We start from the raw sequence: 21,536 nt of genomic DNA on the forward strand, positions 1-21,536 counted from the left end.
TCATATTTGTGATATAATACTACTTAAACTACTACATGTGCAGTGGTTAACATATATTGTCCATTAGTCATAATACATATAGAGGAGTGTTTTTAAATGACATATAAATTTTCTAAGCGTGTTCCCGATCCTAAAAACGATGCTGTTGGTGACATTTTAAAGGCTGCGGCTGATCCTAAAGTTACTTCATTTGCGGGTGGGTTACCAGCGCCAGAGCTTTTCCCTGTTCAAGGCGTGAAAGCTGCTGCGGACAAGGTCTTAGATGAAAAGGGCCCAGCTGCCTTACAGTATGGTTCTGCACAAGGGGTTCCGGAACTCCGTAACGTGGTCTTGAAGCGCCTAGAGGTCGAAGGCATTCATACCACGGCTGATCATGTCATGATTGCGACTGGTTCACAGCAATCAATCGATTTAACGGGTAAGATGTTCCTTGATGAAGGCGATGTTGTCATCGTTGAAAAACCAACTTACTTAACTGCCGTTGATGTTTTCCGTTCATATGGTGCACGGTTTGTCGGTGTTGATATGGATGAAGACGGGATGAAGATGGATTCGCTTGAAGAAGCGTTAAAGAACAATCCTAGAGCGCGTTTGATCTATACTGTACCAACGTTCCAAAACCCAACTGGTCGGACGATGACGCTAGAACGGCGTAAAAAGTTAGTCGAATTAGCTGACAAATACGACGTCATGGTCCTTGAAGATAATCCTTACGGTGCAATCCGCTGGGAAGGTGAGAACTTACCTTCACTGAAATCATTAGACAAGACTGGCCACGTCATCTACATGGGCACCATGTCGAAGATCTTCTCACCAGGCTTACGGCTTGGCTGGGTAGTGGCTGAACCTAAACTGCTCAAGCGTTACACAATGATGAAGCAATCGGCCGACTTGCACACTGATAGTTTTTCACAGTATGTCTGTGCCCAATACTTCACTGATAATGATATCAATGACCATATCAAGAAGATCACCGCGCTTTATCACAAGCGTGAGCAGCTCATGATGTCAGCCATTGATAAGTACTTCCCTAAGGGTGTTCAGCACAGTAATCCTGAAGGTGGGATGTTCCTGTGGGTCATGGTACCCGGTGTTAAGGACTCCAAGGAGCTGTTTAATGCAGCTTTGAAACGCAACGTTGCCGTGGTTCCTGGCGATCCATTCTACGGCAGTGACCCAGTCCCAGGGACGTTCAGAATGAACTACTCTAACACTCCTGAAGACGGCATTGTCGACGGTGTTAAACAGTTAGCTGCTGCACTGGATGAAGTCATGTCTGAACCTGCAACTAAATAATTGAATCAGTATTAATGAATTTTAAGCCTCGTTATGTTTAAGCATAACGGGGCTTTTGCGATATACTAGATTTAAAAGACTACAAGGAGGTTGGGGAGAAATTACCCGCAAAATAAAATGAATCTAGACGAAAAATTTGCTTACATGGCCACTGGACAGCCCTATGATGATGTTGATCCCAAACTGATGAAAGCCAGGGAACGGGCGACTGCCATTACGCAGAAACTTAACAACACCATGGATCCGACTAAACGAAATGCACAGTTTACCAAGCTAGTTGGACAGGCTGGCAAAGACCCCTTTGTCGAACCGAATTTCCGGTGTGAGTTTGGCCGTAACATTACGGTTGGCGACCATTTTTATGCCAACTATGATTGTGTCATGCTGGATGGCGCGCCCATTACCATTGGCACCCACGTTTTATTTGGACCTAAAGTGGGGCTGTATACCAGCAATCACTTGTTTGACCCCGTTGAGCGGCGGACCGGTGGCTGCACGGCCCACCCGATAACCATTGGCAACGATACTTGGCTGGCGGCTAACGTCACGGTTTTGCCCGGCGTCACCATCGGCAGTAACGTCATCGTTGGCGGTGGCAGCGTGGTCACCAAGGACATTCCAGATAACGTGATTGCGGCTGGTAATCCTTGTCGGGTATTGCGACCAATTACGGCGGCGGACAAGACCGGCTTTAACGGTCAGGACCTTTCAGCAAATTAGGCATAGGGTTTTGCTTTAGTCCTACCATAATGAGATATACTAAGAGATATAACGGATAGGGAGGAAATGCAATTGACGACAATTACGGATACATTTGAATTAAACAACGGCTTAAAGATGCCTAAAGTTGGTTTTGGGACTTGGCAGACCAAGCCTGGTAAGGAAACTTACGATGCCGTTAGCAACGCCTTAAAGGCTGGCTATCGGTTCATTGATACCGCTACGGCTTATGCCAATGAGCAAAGTGTTGGTGAAGCCATCGCAGATAGTGACGTGGCCCGCAAAGACATCTTCGTTCAGACTAAGCTGCCTGGCGAATCAAAAACTTACGATAAAACCATGGCCGATTTCGATCGTAGCTTAAAAGCCCTCAATTTGGATTACGTTGATTCTTATATCATTCACGCACCATGGCCATGGGACCAAATGGGTTCGAACCACGATGCTGAAAACCGCGATGTCTGGCGGGCTATGCAAGATATTTACCTTAGTGACCGGGCTAAGTCGGTCGGGGTTTCTAACTTTAACTCCCACGATCTAGAGAACCTCTTAACCTGGGATGGGTTGACAATAAAGCCTGCTGTGGATCAGATTCAGTACTATATTGGCTACACCCAGGATTCAATCGTTAAGACGGCTGAGGATAACGGGATTGTGGTGCAGGCTTATTCACCACTGGCAACCGGTGATTTAGTTAACGATTCTGACTTGAAACGCATGGCTGACAAGTACCACGTGTCAATTCCGCAACTGGCTTTGCGCTTCGTGATTCAAAACGGCGTCGCACCATTGCCGAAAGCCCGTTCAATGGCCCACGTTAAAGCTAACGCGCAGCTTGATTTTGAAATTAGTGACGCGGACATGGCCTTCTTGAAGCAGGTAAAGGCTGTGGACCATATTCATCCGGCTGGTGATTAAAAAAAATTACAATAAATAAGAGCAGTGTTGATATTTTTAATCGCGATGCTGTTCTTTTTTTATAGCGCATGAGGGAATCTAATTTCACGGTATTTTACCGAAAAAAGACGGTAATTAAATTTAATTTGGCTTATAAAAGTGGTAAACTAATGGTACCCAAGGTAGTATTTTAATGGGTATTCGGTGCCTCGAAAATAGCGGGATCACCGAGTTACCGTTCTGATAGTGATGATCAACTTTGTAGGTATGCGCACGCTTTGACGTGTCACAAGTTGATTAGTCAACTTGGCCAACAATCTTTGTATTTAAACTTCTGAACGGTCCTGTATCTTTTCTTAAAGATCCACTGTAGTTGAGAAAACCGGTCGGTATAAGTCCTGGCGAGATAAAATAAACTTCTCCCTGTAAATTTTAATAAACTAAGTGTTATTTCCCCCATAATAGATAACCAATAGTTCTCGCACAGGTTGATCAGGCGACTATTAATTATGGTGTTAAAGAGCTTCGAACCTCCCCAGTTCGGAGCTTTTTGTTTGCTCAAATTAAGCGCCGATAATGACCCTCATTCAGTATGGTATGATAGGGTATCATTAGCATTGCGCAAAAATCGATAGCTGGCACAATCGGCTGAACGGGAACGTGATTGAAATGGAATTTAGACAACTCGTCTATTTTAGAACTATTTTACAAGCTGGCAGTTTCACTAAAGCTGCCAAACAATTACATATGGCACAGCCGCCCCTTAGCCGGCAGATCAGTCAGCTGGAGGCTGAACTTGACGTGCAACTGCTGAATCGGCGCTCGACCGGGGTGACACCCACGGATGCGGGTACCTTGCTGTTCAATTACGCTGAACAGCTGATCGTGTTACGTGACCAAGCGGATCATCAGGTGCGTTTCCTAGGTACCGCGGTTTCTGGCAAGCTGCGAGTGGGCTTGATCTCGTCGGCAGCCGGGGTGTTGCCTAGTGGGCTATCTTCAATGACGACGCACTATCCTGACATTCAGTTACTGATCACGGAAGGGCACACTTACCAGTTGGTCGATCAGCTCAGTAAACGGCAGCTGGATGCGGCCATTGTCCGCACACCGTTTTCGGCCACCGGGATGCAGGAGAAGCCTTTGCGAGCTGAGCGGATGACTGCGGTGGTCCCCAAGAAGTATGAACATGACTTACCGGCCCATTTATCAATCAAGGATCTCGCTGACTTACCATTAATTGTGTATCGGCGCTTTCGAAGCATTTTCGCGCAAACGTTTTATCAGGCACAAATCAATCCCTTCATTGCCAGTTACTGCGACGATGCCCGGACGGCGGTTCAATTGGCCAATGCAAGACTGGGAGTAGCCTTGGTGCCGGAGTCAGTGGGTTTAGCTTATTTGGGAATCGGGATGACGGTACACCCAATCAATTATGCTGGCTGGCGGACGCAAGTGAAGCTGATTTGGCCTAAATCACAAGCTGAAAGTCCGCTTCTCAAGCTGTTTGTCAGCCAATTTTATGACTGATTGTGAAAATAAATTAGGAAAACTGATTATGTATTGTTCCCATACTTTTTAGGTATACCATGCTAGAGTTGATATACCAGTGATGACAGTGCTTTTATGAAATTATTTGACTAGACTTATCTAAATTCAAGAACCGCACGCTATCAGATAAATACTGGTAACGTGCGGTTCTTTATTATCTAATTTTTCACAATATACCCTGTAGGTAATTTAAAATGGCCACGATAATCATACGCAATTATTCCATAATCATTCCTGTAGACCAGATTGCAGGAGGAATTTGTTATGAAAAGAAACGCTGTACTAACGTTTATTGCACTAATGATTTTTGTGGTCGGTGGAATAGGAGCCGTTTTGTACCGAACCAATATTCAGTTTACCCACGCTGCCAGCCGGAAAATTGCGCAGCAGCAACCCCTTAACGTATTGGTGATTGGCACCACTCATAAGGGCGCCAAACAGGCCAACATGGTATTGGCTTCGATCAATCCAAGCAAGCAGAAAACCTTATTGACCGTGATTCCCCAAAATGAACAGACGATCATTAACGGTTACCGCAGTAATGACGAAGTTCAAGTTGCGACCGCCTATAACTCAGGTGGGGTGGCGACCGCTGCGCAAACTATTCGTGAGCTGATGAGAGTTCCAGTCGATAACTATATTGTGACGGATGCGGCTACTGGTGAAAAAGTGGTTAAAACCGGTTCGTTGAAGTCGATCAAAGCCCCAATTAAAACGAATCTGTCAAAGCAGAAATTCCAAACGGTTAGAAAAAACTACTTTGATTCCGCTAAGGTAATTGATATTCAGCAGCTTCAAGGAAAAGAGCAAAATGACTTATTAGTCTCGACACCACGTGAAATCAATATCGCGCAGCAGGGTATCAAACGGGTCATTGATTAATACGTTAAAAAACGGTAATTCCTGTTTTAGGAATTACCGTTTTTCGTAGCATTAATATTGACCTTAATCGTTTTCTTTGAGCCACTTATCCAGCACACTGATAAATTCATCATGCTGATCTAGTAGGGCCAGGTGGCGGCTGTTTTCAAACAAGTGCCATTTAGCACCTGGAATGTGGTCGTAGACTGACTTGGCGATGAGCGGTGTACAGAGATCATCCGTTCCATCAGTGACTAAAACGGGCACGTGGATTTTATGCAGGTCATCGGTCACATCGTAATCGCTGATCGTGCCGTTTTCAGTAAATTCGTTAGGGCCTTCAGCGATTAGACTAGCGCGCTTACCGTTGGTTTCCCGGCGAAGTGGTTCTGGTGAATTTTCATCAGGATCGTCCCAGCAGTAGCGTTCCATGTAGCGGTCATTGGCGGCTAAGTACTTAGGGCCGGTAAAGTCCCCGGTGCGTTCAGCTTCGGCGATCGCTTCGCGGTCTTCGTAGCTTAGATAGGAAATTAAACGGTGCTGTTCTTTTGTCCAGAGCTTAATTGAAGCAGGGGAGCCATCGATCATGACACTCTTTACACCAGTTTGGTCGTATTGGGTCAGGTACAGCATTTCTAGCATCCCGCCCCATGATTGGCCCAGCATATGAATCTGGTCGAGGTGCAGGTATTTCCGCAGCGCAACTAATTCTTCAGCCCAAGTTTCCTTAACGTAGACACTTTTATCTTCTGGTAATGATGATTTACCGCAGCCAACTTGGTCGTACATGATTAGCTGACGGCCAGTTTCGGCATAGTCGTCCAGTAGTTCAAAGTAGTTGTGTGATGAACCGGGACCACCGTGAATTAGCAATAGTGGTGCTTTTCCAGGTGTTTTTTCACCCACGATACGATAGTAGGTTTTGTAGCCGTGAAATGGCATGTAGCCTTCTTGGATCTTCATTGTCTATCAATCCCCTTTGTTATGTAGTTTCGGTTTTAATTGTACTCCTGATTTTGGCGGGTGTTGAGGGGGAGGTTAGTGCATTTATTTTACCTAGCCGAAACGTGCAAAAAAAGGCATGTCCCTGCCGTATAAGACGAAAAATAGGAACCCAGTCAAGGTTCGACTAGGTTCCTATTTTGGTGCATTAATTTTACCTAGCCGAAACGTGCAAAAAAAGACAGCTCCCGGCCATATAAGCAAAATAACACCACACAGTCAAAACCGGACTGTATGGTGTTATTTCACTTATATTCTGGGAGCTAAGCGTCTTTTTTTACACTCTACTTCTTTAACAACTCCTGCCCATTCTTCATAAAGATCCGTTGCTTCAGCGCATCTGACAATAGGCCAGTGGTTTCCAACTGTTTAGTTAATGACAATACCGCTGGAGTTGGCGTATATGGTGTATCTGAGGCATACAGTAATTTATTCGAGTCGATCAGTTCCAGCAAAGTTGGCAGTTGCTGTGGCAGAACCATACCGGCTACATCAAAGTACTGGTTGCTCATCACACTCATGATATCAACTTGATCATCCGTTAAATCATGGTTTAAGGCCTGAGTCAAATTCTGTACTCGGGCAGCAACAATTGGTAACACCGCACCGGCATGAGGAATGATGAAGCGGATGTTTGGATAACGGGTGAAGATGCCATTTTGCAGCATGTTCAAGACCGTCCGCGTAGTATCAAAGAAGAATTCCACGATTGGTGCTGGAATCTGACTGGTAACCGTTGGATCTTCGACGCCAGGTGCGTTGGGATGCAAAGCCACGATGGCATGGTTATCATCCAGCGTCTGCATGATTGGATCAAGACGCTTATCACCGAGGTAAATCCCACGAGAGTTTGTTGGCAACGTAAAGCCGGTAGCGTCATCCGCTAAAGCAGCAACGATTGCCTTTTGGCTGGCGTCCACGTATGGCAATGGTAATGAAGCGAAGAAACCAATTTTATCTTTATAATTTTGGTGTTGCTTAGCGGCGTATTCGTTAACTTCCTGCGCTAATTCAATGGTGCTGGATTTTTCACCCGTATTGATATGCGGTGACGAAATTGAAATCACGGAGTAGTCAATGTTGACTTGATCCATGATGGAAAGGGTGGTGTCAATCGTGTATTCAGGCGTTGGCACACCATCGCCCATGTCGTTAAACTGATTCTTTAAATACTTCTTGTAACCAGGTGAGAGATAGTGAGCGTGAAAGTCAATTTTGTGATAAGTCATCAATAAAACCTCCTATAGTAAAACTGCTTCTAGCGTCGTTGCGAAACCTTCTGGCTTTTGAGCATAGCCCAAGTGACCGCCAGGGATATCGTAAATCGGTAGGTGCCAGTAGTTAGCCAGAAAGGCATTCACATCTTGTGGATAAGAACCAACTGAATCGGTCCCGTTTAACAGGTGGATGCGGTCACTGTACTTGGCTAGTTGATCAATGTCGATCTTTCGGCTGGTATATTGACGGATCTCGTACTGGAACCAGTATTTCATCCCTGCAATCGCGGGATCGTCATTACCAGATAAGGCAACGGCTGGCTTACTCATCATTTTAGCATCTAATTCACCGATGCGCATGAATTGACCAAACTTCTTCATAGCAGCACCCATGTCTTGTTCAAATGCGGTTTTAACAATCGCGTTGTTGTTTGCTTGATCCTGCTTGGCGTTGGGTAAGAAGCTGTTGATTGGCGGTTCGTGGAAGGCAATTCCCTTCACGATATCGGGATAGTCCTGCAAGGTTTCCATGGCAACGATTGAACCAGAGCTGGAACCCATGATGTAAACGGGAGCGTTCGGGCTGAGTTTCTTCGCTAAGGCCGCCACATCACTGGCATCGGTCTTTAACCGGTAAGTGCTGTGAATATCAGCGACTTCATCTGGCAGCGATTCAGTCAATTTACTGTTACCGTAACCGCGACGGTCATAGGTGACTACCGTGAATTTGTGCTGTAAGAACTTGGCTGCACCCTGGAAGATGTTACCAGTGCCGTTCGCACCCGGAATTAAGATTAAAACTGGGCCGTTATCACCCGTTACGTGATAGTCCAGGTTTGCGCCAGTTTGGTTTAATGTTGTCATAATTAGGACTCCTTTGGTTGATTTAAGACTTGCTGAATCCAGTGATTTAAGATAAACTCATGTCATGAGTTTTAAACTGTAAATGTATTATAAACTCATACCATGAGTTTTGCAAGTGAGGAGATTAAAAAATGAAACGTGGACAATTATCCCGTGAAATTATTATAGAAAAAGGGTTGGAAATTGCCAGTGAATCAGGTTTAAGCGGCATTACTTATAACGGCTTAGCCCGCGAGATCGGTATTCGGCCGCAGTCGATGTACCGGTACGTCAAGGATATTGCTGCCGTTAAAAGTGGCATTGTGGCGTTATACGTCCAGCAGTTAGTGACCTATCTAAAACAGCAACTGAGTAGCCTAACGAGTAAATCCGCGCTGCGACAGCTGGCGGTTGCCTTTATTGACTTCACTCAATCGGGAATGCCGTTTACTGATATGGTGTGGGGAATCTCTTATTATAGCGACGAAGTACCGGTGGCGGATGCTATGGCGCAACTGCGGCGATTGACTCAGGGGTTGGTTGCTGAGGTAAGTGGGGACGAAAAGCTGGTGAAGGCGAATACGGCGCTCTTTTTAGAATTTGTGATCGGTCATCTGGCACTGCTGACGGCTAGAAAGGCGCCCAAACTGGATCAGACGATTTTTGACCAGAACGTTGACCGGATCATTGATCAATTTTAGTGAGGGCAATGGCTGGAAATGCTAAGGATCGTATCGTAAAATGGTCTTAGTGATTTTGTACACAATACAGGGTGAAGGTATGGTGAGGTCAATCATGGCGGATTCAGTGGTTCAGTTAACAACGGCGGATGTGACAAAGCTGCAGATGATCAGTCAAGAAACGTTCAAGGATACTTTTGGGGCCTATAATACGGATGAAGATATGAACTGGTATCTCAATAACCAGCTCAGCATTCAGCGGCTTCAAGAACAGCTCCAAACTGAGAATTCCTTTTTCTACTTTTTGGAAAAAGAGCATCAGGTTGTGGGGTATCTGAAGTTAAATATTAACGATGCTCAATCGGAAGATCAGGGTAAAGATGCCCTAGAAGTTGAACGAATTTATGTCCGTCCAGATTATAAGCGGTTGGGGTATGGCCGTCAGTTAATGGATTATGCGGTGACGCGTGCGTATCAGCTGGATAAAAAATTTGTCTGGCTAGGGGTGTGGGAGTATAACCATGCTGCGCAAAAATTCTACGCGGCGTTAGGCTTTAGCGAATTTGGCGATCACTTATTTACGTTGGGTGGTGCCCGGCAGCGAGATGTGCTGATGAAAAAAGAATTGAGAGCGAGAGTGTAACAAGAGGCGTTTTGCCCCAGAGCGTAAGACGAAAATAGCGGTGACCGGTTGAACTTTGACCGGTCACCGCTATTTTTGACTTAGGCGGCCGGGGCATGCCGACTTGTTGCACGTTTAGACAGGGTAAAAGTAACGAACTGCAATGGCCTCTCCTAAAATTATCATCGTTTTCCCCTCAAAACACCAACCGACAACGGTAAAATAAAAGAAGTATTTTACGTATAGGGGGGAAAGTAATATGACTACGCAAAAACTAAGCAGTCGCAACTTGATCGTCATCGGCATGATGCTGTTTGGCCTATTTTTTGGTGCCGGTAATTTGATCTTTCCCGTTTTTGTCGGCCAACAGGCAGGAACCCATTACTGGCTGGCCTTAATGGGCTTTTTAATTTCGGGAGTTGGGCTGCCGCTGTTAGGCGTGGCCGCTATCGGAATTACGAAATCGGCGGGTGTTTTCCAATTGGCGCAGCGGGTCAACCGGTTTTACGCTTATGGCTTCACCGTTTTACTGTATCTCTGTATCGGACCGCTGTTTGCGTTGCCGCGTCTGGCTTCCATTTCCTTTGAAGTGGGGTTGAGCCCGTTTGTGGCAACAGCCCATCAAACCAGTGGGCTGCTGATCTATTCAATCGGGTTCTTTCTAGCAGCCTGGTGGTTTGCCCGTAAGCCCGGTAAAATTATGGTCTACGTTGGCCAGTTTTTAACGCCGGCGTTCTTGATTCTGCTGGCGGCGCTTTTGATCTTAGTGGTGGTCAAACCCATGGGCAGCGGGCAGGCGCCAGTTGGCGATTACGTGAAAGCGCCCGTTATAGCGGGTTTTACAGCCGGTTATTCCACAATGGATGCCTTGGCCGCCTTAGCGTTTGGCATCATTGTGGTCAATGCCATTCGGGAGTTAGGCATCACTGAACCCACACGGATTGCTAGTGATACCATTCGGGCTGGCAGTACCGCGATCGTTTTGATGGCGCTGATATACGGCTTGCTGGGGTTATTAGGACGCAATGCGTTAGGTCAATTCAGCCGGGCCGCAAACGGCGGACCGGTATTGGCTAACGTGGCTCACTATTATTTTGGTGCTTTTGGGAACTTACTGTTGGCTTTACTGGTAATTTTAGCGTGCCTGAAAACAGCGATTGGTCTCATTACAGCGTTTGGTGATACGTTCAAGCAACTGTTTCCCCGCGTGCCTTACGCCATGTTGATCATCTTGGCGAGTGCCGCGCCGTTAATTTTTGCTAATATTGGGTTAAACCGGTTACTGGCTTTTTCCACGCCGCTGCTGTACTTCATTTATCCGCTGGCCATTACCCTGATCTTAATGAGCTTATTGACGCCGATTTTGGGTGAGTCACACTGGTTATTTGGGACGGTGACGGTCTTTACACTGATTCCGGCACTGCTGGATGGTTTAAATGCCTTGCCGGCTAGTCTGCATCAGGGCTGGATCAATAACATTCTAGCAGTTGGTCACTTACTGCCGGGGTTTAGCATGGGGCTCGGCTGGACGGTGCCGTCATTGATTGGTTTAGCAGTCGGCTGGGGCTTGTCGGTGACGGTTGGCCGCAGTAATTAAGGGTAAAGAAAAAAGCACTACGACCAGTGTCGTAATGCTTTTATTATTGGTTAGTGTTTAGCTTATAAAGCCCATGCACCCATACCTTGTGCTTTGTAAAGTGAAACTGCAGCGTTCACTTGGGCGTTAACATCGCCGCCGCTGATGTGCATGTTTTGGAACAGACCGTAAGCACCAGATGAACTGTTACGGATGTTTGAGTTCCAGCCTGATTCACGGGTGATGATGGCGTTCCAAGTAGAAGCGGGAACACCGGTCCGTGAAGCCATTTGGTTCAAGACGTAACTCTTGGAGCTGCCACCATTGGTACTTGCTGCGCCAGTGTTGCTAGTAGTTTGAGCAGCAGCCGTGTTCGTGTTGTTTGACTGTGCTTGGTAACCACTGTAGTTGCTGGTTTGTTGGCTTTGAGTATTGCCATTGTATGCTGAAGTTGATTGACTAGCGGCTGCTGGTTGAGTTGCAGTAGTCTGACTAGTGGTTGAGCCATCAGGGATCGTTAAGTTTTCACCGGGGTGAATCATGTGAGCACTGATGTGGTTTGCTTGTTCGATTGAGTTCATCGAAGTATGGAAGATCTGTGAGATGCCCCATACTGAGTCGCCTGACTTAACCGTGTAAGTCGTAGATGCGCTGGCGCCAGTTGCACCGGCAAAGAATAATGCGACAGCTGCTGCGGATGTTGCTAAGATTGAAGTAACAAATTTTTTCAAGTATATACACTCCTATAATTTAAACCTGTAAGGTCCATCAATGTGTCGATTCATATCAATCAACACGACAGAGTTTACAGGTTCGGTATTACCTGGACGTATCATGGGTTTTAAGAAAATAAGTCACTATGCAACAAGAAGTCAGGTTTTTGTAATATTTGAAATATTAAAGGTTCCATTAAGCAAAACGTATAAATAGGGTGATATCGAGTAAAGGTGACGCTTCCAAAATCAGTTATAGCTTAGATGGATGTTAAATATATTACTGAAAAATGAATTTTAGAAACATGAAAATCGCTTAAAAGCATCAAAAAAGGGATTAATTTGAAAAAAGTTGCCAGACGGCTTTCTAGAATATCGTCATGAGGATTACTATATATTGTGGTTATATTGGAAAATTCTTTCAAATTGCACACAATATATGGTTGCAGTGCGAGATGTAAATCGATATTATGGTCTTATGTAGAAAAAATTGGAGTTGATCGGAATGCAAGAACCAAAAGAACTAACGATTGAAACGTTAACAGTTCTTAAACGGGATGGTCGTGCCGTTAAGTTCGATACCAAAAAGATCGAACGGGCAATCAAACGCGCCGCTATTTCGGTGAATTCAGAACTAACAGATGAAGACCAGCACGCCATTGATGACGTGGTGGAAGCTGTTTTGACTGAAATCAGCAGTCGCTTCAAAGAAAACGTCAAGATTTACGAAATTCAAAGTATTGTCGAACATGAATTAATGGAACGTCAGCAGCTTGACTGGGCAAAAGCCTACATTAATTATCGGGCGCAAAAGGATCTCAAACGCAATCAAGCCACTGATATTAACTTTACGATTCAGAAATTGCTACATAAAGATGAGACAGTGGTCAACGAAAACGCCAATAAAGATAGTAACGTTTTTAATACCCAGCGTGATCTAACAGCCGGCACGGTTGCTAGAACAATGGGGCTTAAGATGTTACCGCCAAAGGTTGCTAATGCGCATTTGAAGGGCGATATTCACTGGCATGATCTGGATTACCAGCCATACAGCCCAATGACGAACTGTTGTCTGATCGATTTTAAAGAAATGCTGAACCACGGCTTTAAGATCGGTAACGCCGAGGTTGAACCACCGCACTCAATCCAAACCGCAACGGCGCAGATGTCACAGATCATTGCTAACGTTGCTTCCAGCCAGTACGGTGGCTGTTCGGCTGACCGGGTCGATCAGTTACTGGCACCATTTGCGCTGCGTAATTACGATAAGCACATGGTTGACGCTAAGGAATGGATACAGGGTGAAGACAACCAAAAGGCCTTTGCTAAGCAAAAGACGATCAAAGATATCGATGATGCCATGCAGGCTTTGGAATACGAAATCAACACGCTGTATTCCTCTCAAGGCCAGACACCATTTACCACACTGGGCTTTGGCCTTGGTACTAGCTGGGTCGAGCGGGAGATTCAAAAGGCAATTTTACACGTTCGAATCGAAGGTTTAGGTAAGGAGAAGCGAACGGCGATTTTCCCGAAACTCGTCTTTACTATTAAACGCGGCTTGAATTTGAAGCCGGAAGATCCTAACTATGATATTAAAGAACTGGCTGTGGAATGTGCCACTAAGCGGATGTACCCCGACGTTTTAATGTACGATAAGCTCGTTGAACTGACCGGTTCATTTAAAGCACCAATGGGCTGTCGCAGTTTTCTGCAGGGCTGGAAAGACGAAAACGGTAAGGAAGTCAACGCTGGGCGGATGAACTTGGGCGTTGTGACCTTGAACCTGCCGCGTATTGCGCTGGAATCAAAGGGTGACAAGGATAAGTTCTGGTCAATCTTAAAGGAACGGCTAAGCATCTGCAAAGAAGCCTTAGTGTTCAAGGTTAACCGCGCTAAGCAAGCCACACCGCAAAACGCGCCGATTTTGTATGAATATGGGGCCTTTGGCAAACGTCTGAAGCCAACTGATTCCGTGGACGAATTGTTCAAGAATAAGCGGGCAACGGTTTCACTAGGCTACATTGGTCTTTACGAAGTCGGCACCGTCTTCTACGGTCCAACTTGGGAACATAATCCAGAAGCTAAACAGTTTACGGTTGATGTGGTTAAGAAGCTTTATACCAGCTGCAAAGCCTGGGAAAACCAGTACGGCTATCATTTTAGTGTCTATGCGACACCTGCTGAAAGTTTGACCAACACTTTCTGCCAAGCTGATATCAAGAAGTTTGGCAGAATCAAAGACGTCACGGATAAGGAATACTATACCAATAGCTTCCACTACGATGTTCGGAAAGCACCGACGCCATTTGAGAAGATCGATTTTGAAAAGGACTATCCGCCATACAGTGCCGGTGGGTTCATCCACTACTGCGAATATCCTAACTTGAAGCAAAACCCGAAGGCCCTCGAAGCCGTTTGGGATTACGCTTATGACCGCATTGGTTATTTAGGAACTAACACGCCAATCGATCAATGCTTCAAGTGCGGGTTCAAAGGTGAATTTAAACCAACTGCCCGGGGCTTTGCCTGCCCGAAATGCGGCAACACGGATCCGGCTACCTGCGACGTGGTCAAGCGGACTTGCGGTTACCTCGGTAACCCGAACCAGCGGCCAATGGTCCATGGCCGGCACGTTGAAATTGCCAGCCGGGTCAAGCACATGACGTTAGGTAACGATCAAAACAACATTGCAAGACAGTAAGGATGACGGTATGCCGACAAAAAAAGTGAGATTACCAAATAACCCGCAGCCGAAAGAGTGGCTGGCGGATGAGTTAAGTGAGCAGCGAATTGCGAGCTATAAACCCTTTAACTTCGTTGATGGCGAAGGGGTGCGCTGCAGTTTGTACGTGAGCGGCTGTAAGTTCAACTGCCCGGGCTGCTACAATAAAGTCGCTCAATCCTTTCATTTTGGGACGCCCTATACGCAAGAACTGGAAGACCAAATCATTGAAGATCTCGGTCAGTCTTACGTTCAAGGGTTGACCTTACTGGGTGGTGAACCATTTTTAAATACTCAGGTCTGTCTCCGTCTGTGCCGACGGGTTCGCAAAGAATTCGGCCACGACAAGGATATCTGGAGCTGGACGGGGTATAAATGGGAAGAACTCATGAAGGAATCTGACGATAAGAAGGAACTGCTCAGTCTGATCGATATTTTGATCGATGACAGATTCCTGCAGTCCAAAATGGATCTGACCCTCCAATTTAGAGGAAGCAGTAACCAGCGCATCATTAACGTGCCTGAATCATTGAAGAGTGGCAAGGTTGTGATTTGGGATAGGTTAGTAAAGTAGAGTGCGTAGCAACACGGGTTGATTCCAGAATATAACGCAACTAAGGCAGGTTCCTGGTTTTGGGAACTTGCCTTAGTTGCGTTATATGGCCGGAATCAGTGTTGTGAAGCACGTTTCGGCAAGGTAAAAGTCTTGTACCATACCCTAACCCGTATTATTTTCCCCAAACAGCTTATGTTTCCATCAAAAGTGTAGTAAGCTAGAAAAAGTAAAAATTCGGGGAGGACGCTAAATTGAGCAAATATCGGTTACAGGCGGTTGTTTTTGTTTTAGTTGCTTTTATGCTGGGCTGCAATGAATTCATGGTTGTGGGGATCTTGTCTGATATTGCGAGTCATCTGCACGTGTCAATTGCAGCAATTGGGTATCTGGTAACGATCTTTGCCATGGTATACGCTGTGAGCACACCGTTTATCACGATTTTAACCAGTAAGTACAATCGGTATAAGACAATGCTGGTACTCATTATCATCTTTTTAATTGGCAATACGTTGAGTGGCCTGGCCACCAACTACTGGTCAATGTTAGTGTCGCGGGTTGTCACAGCGGCCGTTGCCGGTTCAATTATTTCATTGATCATGACCTTTACCACGGTTGTTGCGCCGCGGGAAAAGCGGGCCAACTTGGTCTCGTGGGTCTCTGCGGGCTTCAGTATTGCAGCGGTTATTGGGATTCCCATTGGGACGACCATCAGCACCAACTATGGCTGGCGCTACGCTTTCTACGCAGTTTCAGTAATTACTGTGATTATTTTCTTCCTATTAATATGGCTATTGCCCAAGCATGTTAAACAGGTTCAGGGATCAATTAAAGGGCAATTGAGCTTACTGAAAGACCGTCGAATTTATCTAGCAGTCATACTGGTGCTCTTTACAGCTGCCAGCATGTACGGGTATTACACTTACATTCGACCATTGCTGACCACCACGTTAGGCTTTAGTAATGCCAGTTTGAATATTTTGCTGTTTGTCATCGGCTTTATGAGCATTGTTAGCACTCGGTGGTCAGGGCGGATCGCAGACCATGGTGGGTTGCGTGTCATCCCGAAATACTATGTGGTCAACACGATTTTTCTAGTTTTTCTGCCATTAGCATTATCAACTAAGGCGACTGGCCTGACGTTGTTGCTGATGATCTCATTGATCGTGACGATCTTTAACACACCGGTTCAAATTCATTTTTTAAACGTTGCAGAACGGGACTATCCGCAATCATTGGTACTTGCATCGTCGCTTTATTCCATTTTCTTTAACTTTGGCATTTCCTTGGGCTCAGCTACTTCATCAGTTTTAGTTGGCACGGTCGGGTTGAGAAATATCAGTCTGGGATCGGCAGTTTACGCCGTGATCTCACTGAGTTTGATCATTGCTTTGAACCGTGCGATTAAGGCCAAGAAACAAGCCAGCAAAAGTTATCAGCCTGAATAGAAAAAACGCCTCGTAAATCATTTAATTGATTTACGAGGCGTTTTATTTTCTATTCGATGACATCAAGGTTACTAGGTTTCTTTAAGTACGGAATCTCGAAAGCTTGAGTAGATTTTTTATTGGGGGCAGTTACGGTATAAGTTAAGTTCGATTTATACTGACTTAAGGGTAAAGTGAAGACTGCCTGCTTACCGTTACCGGTATTTTTAGTCTGCAGTAACTGGTTACCGCTAAAGAGGCGGACAGTTCGTAATGTATCCAAGGTGTTAACGGTGATGGATGCACCCGTTGCCGTTCGAACTTCACCGAAATCAATGACCTCGGTAGTGGCGTAGTCGGAACTTGAAAGTTTCGCTACTTGAGTAACCCGTTGATGGGCTTTAGAAGTGCCATACAGTTTAAAAGTGTTGTAACCAGAGAACTTATAACTGATGGCAACGGAATTCTTCTTTAAATTGTAGTAATTTGTACGATGGCCATACTTAACGGCGAGCAGTTTTGCTGCTTGCGGTGTTTTGACCTGTGCATTTAATCTTGATGATGTATACGTGACGTTTCGAGTGCTAAGCTTCGGTAATGATTTCGCCGAGGCTGTTGAAGGAATAATGTTGCCTCCGAGCAGTACCAGAAACAAGCCAGGAATAAACAATAACTTTTTCATGCACGCTCCTTATCTGATCGTTAAACAGTCGACAATCGGAATACTACCACATTGGAGACAGAAGGTAAAGAAAGTCTTAAGGTTCTACAACTCCTAAAGGACTTCATTATGTCACGATAGGGTTGATATAGCAAGGATAAGCGCTGATTTAAAAAATAATAAAAAAATAGTGTTTTTTTGAAATTTTTTAAATCAGACTTTACCGTTCTGGCGATGGCTTATCAGTTTACCATTGTGGTCAAAAACCATATAATTAAGAAAATGATTCGTGGAAGAGGGTGTCACGATGGGAATGATAACGACAATCTTTCTGCTCAGTTTCGTCAATATTGGGGTCATCGGGGTTCTGCAGCGATTGATGCATATGCTGGACCCGGATATTGAGGGGAACAATCCCTCGCCATGGCGGACAGAATTGCTTTACACGCTTTATTTTACGGTAGTCATCGCGCTTGTGTTCGTGCTGGCAACGCGGTCATCATCAATTGAGTGGTTGATGTGGGTCAATCTCGCACTGGTTCTAATGATGAGTTATACGGATGCGGTGAAAACGCGGTTAAATATCATTTTACCATTGGTGATCACGGTGGCGCTGTTTTTCCTCTTTACGAAGTCAGTCAGCTATTGGCTGGTTTTGACCTTAACGATCGGCATTATTTCACTACTGGTCGAACGGCAGTGGTTTTTCCCATTTGATAAACATCCGGTAATCGTTTTAAGCGTTAAAGCAGGCATAGGTGCGATTTCGTGGGTGGGCCTAGCAGTGATGCTGCATCTGCCGCTGAAGGTCCCTGTTAGCATGTATGTCGTGTATCTGGTGGTTACAGCCTTGACCTATGTCTACATGGTGCTGATGCGCCAAGAACACATTAATAATGTTGATACAGCTCGAAATCTGCTTTACGATAATCTGACGCACGCCCGTAACTGGTTAAGCTTCCGGTCAGATGCCGAGGATGATTTTCAAAATGACCGTCAGTTGGGGATCATTGCCATGGATATTGATCATTTTAAACAGATCAACGATACTTATGGACACTTGGCGGGCAATACCATTTTGATTCATTTTTCAGACCGACTGGAGGAAATCTTAGCTCAGCAAACGGACGGTGCACGGCTTTATCGTACTGGCGGTGAAGAGTTTACGATCCTTTATCCTGATGCCACTGAAGCTGACGTCAAGCAGACCGCTAAGCAAATTCAAGCAGCGATTCGCGGTCTGCAGGTTAAAATTGATAAGGGCAGACAAATCAGTGTGACGGCCTCGATGGGTGTTGAAAGCCGGCACGCGGCGGATAAAAACGCCTTTGATACCTTTAAACGTGCTGATCGACTGTTATATGAATCAAAGCGTAATGGTCGGAATCAAATTTCAATTGGAACAGAGCATTAAGTTTTGGTATAATGAAAAGTGAAGTCAAAGTTCGTTTAACTTTTTTACAAATACAAGAGAGGGAGCAGATTAGAATGGCTGAATTAAATCCAAAGAAATTCAAGCACATTTTAGTTGGGGTTGATGATTCACCGGATGCACAGTTAGCTTTTCGGTATGCGATGAACCGTGCCAAGGAAGATGATGCGGAACTAACGATTACTTCGATTCTGGAATCTGATGATATGAATGTGTACCAAGCTTTGAATAAAGACTTTGTGCACGGTCAGCGTAATGACTTGGAACAACACGTTTTAGGCTATCAGGACTTGGCAGTGCGGTTTGGCATTAAGAACGTCAACGTCATTATTGGCGAGGGCGATCCTGGTGAAACCATCGTGAAGCAGATCATACCGGAAGTGCAACCCGATCTATTGATTGTAGGTTCATTGTCCAAAAAGGGTCTTCGTAAGCGTTTTGGTTCTCAAGCCGCTTATATGGCCAAGTACGCACCAGTCTCAGTGTTAGTGATTCGGTAATAGTGCTTAGCTCGTGTTAATAAAAAAGGATTGATTTTACCGCTAATGGTAAAATCAATCCTTTTTAGGTTTTTGCCCCTTATGTTGCCAATATTTAGTCACATAGTTATTCTGCCGGCTGACGTAGTCGATAACCATCACATCTGATTTATCGATCAGCGTTGGTGCGCCAAAGGATAAGGATTCGAAATCCACTAACTGCAGTCCAATCTGGTGCGCACTGATCAAGGAGACGTGACCCGTGTAAATTTCTGAGTCAGTCACCAAACTGATCAGTCGCCGTTCGTTTTGACATTCCGTTAATAGCCGATCCATTGACTGCCAGCTGGTTGGTAATTGTTCTGCCAGCTGAAAGGGGTCGAAGGCATTGACGGCTTTATTTTCGGCGATCATTGACTGACAAAATTCGAGATAGGTGGTGTCAGTGACGATCTTAGATACGTGGGCGCGGCCAATCAGCTCAACGCTGTCCACCTGACCGTTGTCGTCGATCGACACGATCAGTAACTGCTGCGGTGTTTCAGCAACGGCGGTACCAACAACAAAGGAATCGGCATCGTCTTCTAAGTAAAGTTCAAACAGGTTATTGGCCATCTTCCATCTCGCCTCGTTCCTTGGCTTCTTGATTGAGTTTTTGCGCCTTGTGGAAGTCTTCGGTCACAACGTAGCTGCGGATACCCCACCAATAAAAGCCCAGCGATGCAATGATAATAACGACAAAGTCCAGTGGGTACGGAATCCAGTTTTGACCGTTGAACTGATGACTGCCGATGTAGGACATGATTGAAATGAAAATCAGGTAACCAATCATCCAGCCACTGGCTTTAAAGGCCTGCTTCGTTGAGACAAAATGGTTGCGCCACTCGTAATAGAAGTAGAAGGGCAGTCCCAGTAAAATGATGAAGATCACTTCAACGGTGGTTGGCCACATGGCCCAGTAAGTTGCTAAAGAGGCCAGGACAAATGAAACGGGTGCGATCCATGGTAAGTGTTTCAAGCGAATTGGCCGGTAGAGCTTCGATCCCATTTTGCGCAGTGACACCGCGGTGACGGGACCAGTCAAATAGGCGATCAGAGTGGCTGTCGACAGCACCGTTGCCAAAACGGCCCATGACCGGAACACGGAGACCATTACCATGCTTAGAACGGTATTGACCACCATGGCGTTGCGAGGAATCCCGTATTTTAAGTTAATTTTACCCAAGAAGTGCGGCACGTGGCGGTTCCCTTCCATAGCAAACAGCGCCCGAGCAGTGTTTGCCACGAAGGACACACCAGTACCAAATGGCGAAACGAAGGCGTCCATGTACAGTAGGACGGAGAGCCAGTGGATTCCCAGCAAGATGGCCATGTCAGCAAAGGGTGAGTTGAACACGATACCGTGCCAGCCCGTTGCCGCAATCATTTTCGGTGGGATGGCGGTAATGAAGGTAGATTGCAGGATCACGTACAGAATTCCACTGATCAGCAAAGAAATGGTGATCCCACGGCCGATATTTTTCTTCGGGTGCTCAATTTCACCGCCCATGTTAATGACGGTCTGAAAGGCATCAAAGGAGAAGATGATCCCAGCAGCCGACGTGGCAGTAAAGATGGGGGCGGAACCATAGGGCATGAAGTCGTGTAAATTGCTACCATAGTTACCCGGATGGAAACCCGACATCGTCAGCATTACGATCGTTAACAGTGGAATGCCGATCTTAAATACGGAGATCAAGCTGGTAAAGCGGGTCAGAATCGTGACTGACCAGAAGTTAAGGGCGGTGAAGACCAGAATGAAGCCGAAAACGATCAAGAGGCCACTATTGGTAATCACGCCGTTACTGAGAAAGTGGTGGGTCCAATGCGCCCACGACCATGGCCAGGTACTCATGTACTGAACCGCCGCCACGGCTTCGATGGGGATCAACGTGATCAACGAGACCCAGTTGGCCCAAGCGGCGATGAAGCCTAACAGTGAGCCGTGGGAATACTGGGCGTACTTGCTCATGCCACCGGATTCGGGAAACATGGCGCCAATTTCAACGTAATCGTAGGCGATGGAGCCGATGACTAAGCCCCCAATGATCCAGGAAAAGATCGCCGCCGGTCCAGCAATCTTAGTGGCCTCCCACGAGCCAAACAGCCAGCCGGAACCGATCAATGATCCCAGTGCCAGCATGACTAATTGGAAGAGGTTTATTTTTTTAAATTTCGGTGCTTCCATATGCGATCTCCCTTAATTTTATAACAATGTGTTATTGATATGTACGAAAGAAGG

20 protein-coding genes are annotated in these 21,536 nt (G+C 45.8%); 13 read left to right on the top strand and 7 right to left on the bottom strand.

Features of this window, described 5'->3' with window-relative positions; genetic code table 11:
* Nucleotides 1-96 precede the first annotated feature (96 nt).
* The 5 genes from CES79_RS10750 to CES79_RS10770 all read left to right on the top strand — a co-directional run bounded on the left by CES79_RS10750 (nucleotide 97) and on the right by CES79_RS10770 (nucleotide 5,346).
* The gene (locus tag CES79_RS10750; RefSeq protein WP_054655869.1) at nucleotides 97-1,296 is read left to right on the top strand and encodes an aminotransferase-like domain-containing protein; all 1,200 of its coding nucleotides are present in this window, start codon (nucleotides 97-99) and stop codon (nucleotides 1,294-1,296) included.
* Nucleotides 1,297-1,413: 117 nt separating this feature from the next.
* On the top strand, nucleotides 1,414-2,016 hold the full coding sequence (locus tag CES79_RS10755) for a sugar O-acetyltransferase (RefSeq protein ID WP_054655871.1): 603 nt from the start codon (nucleotides 1,414-1,416) through the stop codon (nucleotides 2,014-2,016).
* Nucleotides 2,017-2,088: 72 nt separating this feature from the next.
* Nucleotides 2,089-2,934, top strand: coding sequence for an aldo/keto reductase (locus CES79_RS10760; protein WP_089137184.1), 846 nt, complete (start codon nucleotides 2,089-2,091; stop codon nucleotides 2,932-2,934).
* A gap of 648 nt (nucleotides 2,935-3,582) precedes the next feature.
* The gene (locus CES79_RS10765; RefSeq protein ID WP_054655873.1) at nucleotides 3,583-4,443 is read left to right on the top strand and encodes a LysR family transcriptional regulator; all 861 of its coding nucleotides are present in this window, start codon (nucleotides 3,583-3,585) and stop codon (nucleotides 4,441-4,443) included.
* A 285-nt stretch (nucleotides 4,444-4,728) separates the two neighbouring features.
* Nucleotides 4,729-5,346, top strand: coding sequence for an LCP family glycopolymer transferase (locus CES79_RS10770; protein WP_089137185.1), 618 nt, complete (start codon nucleotides 4,729-4,731; stop codon nucleotides 5,344-5,346).
* Between the two features lie 63 nt (nucleotides 5,347-5,409).
* Here CES79_RS10770 and pepI read toward each other — a convergent pair whose 3' ends face one another.
* From pepI to CES79_RS10785, 3 genes are all read right to left on the bottom strand, one after another.
* Complete coding sequence (gene pepI / locus CES79_RS10775) at nucleotides 5,410-6,288, bottom strand: proline iminopeptidase (protein WP_089137186.1); 879 nt, start codon at nucleotides 6,286-6,288, stop codon at nucleotides 5,410-5,412.
* Between the two features lie 323 nt (nucleotides 6,289-6,611).
* Nucleotides 6,612-7,556, bottom strand: coding sequence for an amidohydrolase family protein (locus tag CES79_RS10780; RefSeq protein WP_054655877.1), 945 nt, complete (start codon nucleotides 7,554-7,556; stop codon nucleotides 6,612-6,614).
* Nucleotides 7,557-7,568: 12 nt separating this feature from the next.
* The gene (locus tag CES79_RS10785) at nucleotides 7,569-8,408 is read right to left on the bottom strand and encodes an alpha/beta fold hydrolase (protein ID WP_054655879.1); all 840 of its coding nucleotides are present in this window, start codon (nucleotides 8,406-8,408) and stop codon (nucleotides 7,569-7,571) included.
* Nucleotides 8,409-8,539: 131 nt separating this feature from the next.
* On the opposite strand from CES79_RS10785, the gene CES79_RS10790 reads away from it, so the two are divergent.
* The 3 genes from CES79_RS10790 to brnQ all read left to right on the top strand — a co-directional run bounded on the left by CES79_RS10790 (nucleotide 8,540) and on the right by brnQ (nucleotide 11,286).
* Nucleotides 8,540-9,088 carry a TetR/AcrR family transcriptional regulator gene (locus tag CES79_RS10790; RefSeq protein ID WP_089137187.1) on the top strand — a complete coding sequence of 183 codons (549 nt, stop codon included), beginning with the start codon at nucleotides 8,540-8,542 and terminating at the stop codon, nucleotides 9,086-9,088.
* 94 nt (nucleotides 9,089-9,182) lie between these two features.
* Nucleotides 9,183-9,710, top strand: coding sequence for a GNAT family N-acetyltransferase (locus CES79_RS10795; protein WP_089137188.1), 528 nt, complete (start codon nucleotides 9,183-9,185; stop codon nucleotides 9,708-9,710).
* A gap of 238 nt (nucleotides 9,711-9,948) precedes the next feature.
* On the top strand, nucleotides 9,949-11,286 hold the full coding sequence (gene brnQ, locus CES79_RS10800; RefSeq protein WP_089137189.1) for a branched-chain amino acid transport system II carrier protein: 1,338 nt from the start codon (nucleotides 9,949-9,951) through the stop codon (nucleotides 11,284-11,286).
* 62 nt (nucleotides 11,287-11,348) lie between these two features.
* Here brnQ and CES79_RS10805 read toward each other — a convergent pair whose 3' ends face one another.
* A complete protein-coding gene (locus CES79_RS10805) occupies nucleotides 11,349-11,996 on the bottom strand; it encodes a LysM peptidoglycan-binding domain-containing protein (protein WP_089137190.1) in 648 nt (215 codons plus the stop codon).
* A 487-nt stretch (nucleotides 11,997-12,483) separates the two neighbouring features.
* Here CES79_RS10805 and nrdD point away from each other — a divergent pair, with 487 nt between their 5' ends.
* The 3 genes from nrdD (at nucleotide 12,484) to CES79_RS10820 (ending at nucleotide 16,704) form a co-directional block, all read left to right on the top strand.
* Nucleotides 12,484-14,682 (top strand): anaerobic ribonucleoside-triphosphate reductase, encoded by a 2,199-nt coding sequence (gene nrdD / locus CES79_RS10810; protein ID WP_089137191.1) that lies wholly within the window; start codon nucleotides 12,484-12,486, stop codon nucleotides 14,680-14,682.
* Nucleotides 14,683-14,692: 10 nt separating this feature from the next.
* Entirely contained in the window at nucleotides 14,693-15,277 is a 585-nt protein-coding gene (gene nrdG, locus CES79_RS10815) for an anaerobic ribonucleoside-triphosphate reductase activating protein (RefSeq protein WP_089137192.1), read from the top strand.
* A 233-nt stretch (nucleotides 15,278-15,510) separates the two neighbouring features.
* A complete protein-coding gene (locus CES79_RS10820; protein ID WP_089137193.1) occupies nucleotides 15,511-16,704 on the top strand; it encodes an MFS transporter in 1,194 nt (397 codons plus the stop codon).
* Between the two features lie 49 nt (nucleotides 16,705-16,753).
* On the opposite strand, the gene CES79_RS10825 is transcribed toward CES79_RS10820, so the two are convergent.
* Nucleotides 16,754-17,365, bottom strand: coding sequence for a hypothetical protein (locus CES79_RS10825; protein ID WP_054655887.1), 612 nt, complete (start codon nucleotides 17,363-17,365; stop codon nucleotides 16,754-16,756).
* 286 nt (nucleotides 17,366-17,651) lie between these two features.
* Between CES79_RS10825 and CES79_RS10830 the strand changes: the two genes are divergently transcribed.
* Nucleotides 17,652-18,758 (top strand): GGDEF domain-containing protein, encoded by a 1,107-nt coding sequence (locus CES79_RS10830; protein ID WP_054655889.1) that lies wholly within the window; start codon nucleotides 17,652-17,654, stop codon nucleotides 18,756-18,758.
* A 74-nt stretch (nucleotides 18,759-18,832) separates the two neighbouring features.
* A complete protein-coding gene (locus CES79_RS10835) occupies nucleotides 18,833-19,276 on the top strand; it encodes a universal stress protein (protein WP_054655891.1) in 444 nt (147 codons plus the stop codon).
* Between the two features lie 54 nt (nucleotides 19,277-19,330).
* Here CES79_RS10835 and CES79_RS10840 read toward each other — a convergent pair whose 3' ends face one another.
* Together CES79_RS10840 and CES79_RS10845 are read right to left on the bottom strand one after the other, a co-directional pair.
* Nucleotides 19,331-19,870: a hypothetical protein gene (locus CES79_RS10840; protein WP_054655893.1), complete on the bottom strand. Its 540-nt coding sequence runs from the start codon at nucleotides 19,868-19,870 to the stop codon at nucleotides 19,331-19,333.
* Nucleotides 19,860-21,482 (bottom strand): APC family permease, encoded by a 1,623-nt coding sequence (locus CES79_RS10845; RefSeq protein ID WP_089137194.1) that lies wholly within the window; start codon nucleotides 21,480-21,482, stop codon nucleotides 19,860-19,862. The genes CES79_RS10840 and CES79_RS10845 overlap by 11 nt, the downstream gene beginning before the upstream one ends.
* Between the last annotated feature and the right edge of the window lie 54 nt (nucleotides 21,483-21,536).

Source organism: Secundilactobacillus silagei JCM 19001, from assembly GCF_002217945.1.
Lineage (GTDB): Bacteria > Bacillota > Bacilli > Lactobacillales > Lactobacillaceae > Secundilactobacillus > Secundilactobacillus silagei.

Excerpts from the sequence above, each read along its gene's own strand:
- CES79_RS10750 (WP_054655869.1), top strand. The coding sequence starts at position 97 with ATGACATATAAATTTTCTAAGCGTGTTCCCGATCCTAAAAACGATGCT.
- CES79_RS10755 (WP_054655871.1), top strand. The coding sequence starts at position 1,414 with ATGAATCTAGACGAAAAATTTGCTTACATGGCCACTGGACAGCCCTAT.
- CES79_RS10765 (WP_054655873.1), top strand. The coding sequence starts at position 3,583 with ATGGAATTTAGACAACTCGTCTATTTTAGAACTATTTTACAAGCTGGC.
- CES79_RS10770 (WP_089137185.1), top strand. The coding sequence starts at position 4,729 with ATGAAAAGAAACGCTGTACTAACGTTTATTGCACTAATGATTTTTGTG.
- pepI (WP_089137186.1), bottom strand. The coding sequence starts at position 6,288 with ATGAAGATCCAAGAAGGCTACATGCCATTTCACGGCTACAAAACCTAC.
- CES79_RS10780 (WP_054655877.1), bottom strand. The coding sequence starts at position 7,556 with ATGACTTATCACAAAATTGACTTTCACGCTCACTATCTCTCACCTGGT.
- CES79_RS10785 (WP_054655879.1), bottom strand. The coding sequence starts at position 8,408 with ATGACAACATTAAACCAAACTGGCGCAAACCTGGACTATCACGTAACG.
- CES79_RS10790 (WP_089137187.1), top strand. The coding sequence starts at position 8,540 with ATGAAACGTGGACAATTATCCCGTGAAATTATTATAGAAAAAGGGTTG.
- CES79_RS10795 (WP_089137188.1), top strand. The coding sequence starts at position 9,183 with ATGGCGGATTCAGTGGTTCAGTTAACAACGGCGGATGTGACAAAGCTG.
- brnQ (WP_089137189.1), top strand. The coding sequence starts at position 9,949 with ATGACTACGCAAAAACTAAGCAGTCGCAACTTGATCGTCATCGGCATG.
- nrdD (WP_089137191.1), top strand. The coding sequence starts at position 12,484 with ATGCAAGAACCAAAAGAACTAACGATTGAAACGTTAACAGTTCTTAAA.
- nrdG (WP_089137192.1), top strand. The coding sequence starts at position 14,693 with ATGCCGACAAAAAAAGTGAGATTACCAAATAACCCGCAGCCGAAAGAG.
- CES79_RS10825 (WP_054655887.1), bottom strand. The coding sequence starts at position 17,365 with ATGAAAAAGTTATTGTTTATTCCTGGCTTGTTTCTGGTACTGCTCGGA.
- CES79_RS10830 (WP_054655889.1), top strand. The coding sequence starts at position 17,652 with ATGGGAATGATAACGACAATCTTTCTGCTCAGTTTCGTCAATATTGGG.
- CES79_RS10835 (WP_054655891.1), top strand. The coding sequence starts at position 18,833 with ATGGCTGAATTAAATCCAAAGAAATTCAAGCACATTTTAGTTGGGGTT.
- CES79_RS10840 (WP_054655893.1), bottom strand. The coding sequence starts at position 19,870 with ATGGCCAATAACCTGTTTGAACTTTACTTAGAAGACGATGCCGATTCC.
- CES79_RS10845 (WP_089137194.1), bottom strand. The coding sequence starts at position 21,482 with ATGGAAGCACCGAAATTTAAAAAAATAAACCTCTTCCAATTAGTCATG.